This is a genomic window from Bacillus cereus group sp. Bc031 (genome assembly GCF_027716265.1).
Classification (GTDB): Bacteria; Bacillota; Bacilli; order Bacillales; family Bacillaceae_G; genus Bacillus_A; species Bacillus_A paranthracis.
The window spans coordinates 1-1,482 of record NZ_JAQFUL010000197.1; the positions used below are offsets into that span (position 1 = coordinate 1).

Below are 1,482 nucleotides of genomic sequence, written 5' to 3' on the forward strand. Positions count from 1 at the left end.
CACCTATCCCCTAAAGAATTTAGGGAACAAGTGGTTTAGGTGTTTTGATTGGTGTCCCGTTTTCAGGGTTCACTTCAGGTAGTAGAGCTTTTTATGTGTAAAAAATTATTGGACATCTTTACTTTTCGTACTTGTGTTGGAAATAAGTTGTGATACGGATATTTGCTCATAGCCGTCACTCTTTAATTTCTGTAGAAGCAGTGGTAAAGCTTTATTTGTTTGAAGAGCAGAATCGGATGCATGTAATAAGACGATATCTCCACCTTTTAAATTATTAGAGACGGTGGAAACGATATTGTTTACGCCAGGGTTTTTCCAATCGTTTGAGTTATTACTCCAATGAACGACAGTGTATCCGAGTGATTCTGCTATTTTAAGTGTTGCCTTGTTAAAGTCTCCACTAGGTGGACGTAATAGTTTAATTTGTTTCACACCAAGTTTTGTAAAAACATCTTGTGCTCGCAGAAGATCTCTTCGTATTTCATTTGCCTCTAGAGAAGTGTAGGACGTGTAATTATAACCCATACTACCGATTTCATGTCCATCTTTTATGATGCGTTCAACAACATCAGGGTGTCTTTCTGCCCATGCAGCAGAAAGGAAGAAGGTTGCATTCTTAATATCTCTTTCTTTAAGTGTATCAAGGATTGGAATTGCTTTTTTGTCTCCCCAACTAATATCAAACGTGAATGCAACTTGTTTTTTAGAGGTGTCGCCTTTGTAAATAACTTTAGGTCCTGTAGCGGTTGAAAAAGCAGACTCGTGTGAATATGTTTTCAAAAAGAGTAGCCATGCTGTAAATAAGGAAAGTATCACTATTAAGCTAATGTGTTTAAAGTTTCTTTTACTCGTAATAAAAAAGAAAAACATAATATTACGCCCCTTTGTCCAATCCTTTTCAGTTACATATATGCTGTAAATATAAAAAAGAGAACAAGGGATTAATATCGTAAGTAGTGGATATAATGGATGGTAGGATTTTGTTAAATGGAAATGGGCTTAATTTTTATTGCTCTGGAAGAAATGATTGAGGTGATGATTTGCTTGGGTTTATGTTAACGAAAGAAGAGAAAAAAGAAATGGAATACATATTGAAGAGAGAGTTAGAAGAACTTTTATTTGATTTTGAAGATGAACGTATTCATGACGTTGTAAAAAAGGCAATGGAAGAAAGATATAAAATCATTTTTTGTTTGTTTCGAAGAGTCGCTAATGCAGAAGAATGTATTCGTTATGTAAGAAAAAGAACTTTTTATTAAAAAGTGTTGACGTCGATAGATATTATATGATAAATTAATAACCGTCGCTGATGCGGAAACGCAAAAAACGACAAAAAGAAATTGAAAAACTTAGTTGACATTGAAAAACGAAGATGTTAACATAAGGAAGTCGCAAATGAGCGACCAAGTAGTTCTTTGAAAACTGAACGAAACAAACAACGTGAAACGTCAATTTTTATTTTATGATGCTAGACAAACTAAC

The 1,482-nt window shown here is 34.1% G+C and carries 2 protein-coding genes; one reads left to right on the forward strand and one right to left on the reverse strand.

Going from position 1 to position 1,482, the window contains the following annotated elements; translation table 11 throughout:
• Positions 1 to 105: 105 nt before the first annotated feature.
• On the reverse strand, positions 106 to 870 hold the full coding sequence (gene pdaB, locus PDQ33_RS28825) for a polysaccharide deacetylase family sporulation protein PdaB (protein WP_000464707.1): 765 nt from the start codon (positions 868 to 870) through the stop codon (positions 106 to 108).
• A 170-nt stretch (positions 871 to 1,040) separates the two neighbouring features.
• On the opposite strand from pdaB, the gene PDQ33_RS28830 reads away from it, so the two are divergent.
• The gene (locus PDQ33_RS28830) at positions 1,041 to 1,259 is read left to right on the forward strand and encodes a hypothetical protein (RefSeq protein ID WP_000900296.1); all 219 of its coding nucleotides are present in this window, start codon (positions 1,041 to 1,043) and stop codon (positions 1,257 to 1,259) included.
• The last annotated feature ends 223 nt before the right edge of the window (positions 1,260 to 1,482 follow it).

Bases quoted from the DNA above. Each gene is read 5' to 3' on its own strand.
- pdaB (WP_000464707.1), bottom strand. From the start codon at position 870: ATGTTTTTCTTTTTTATTACGAGTAAAAGAAACTTTAAACACATTAGC.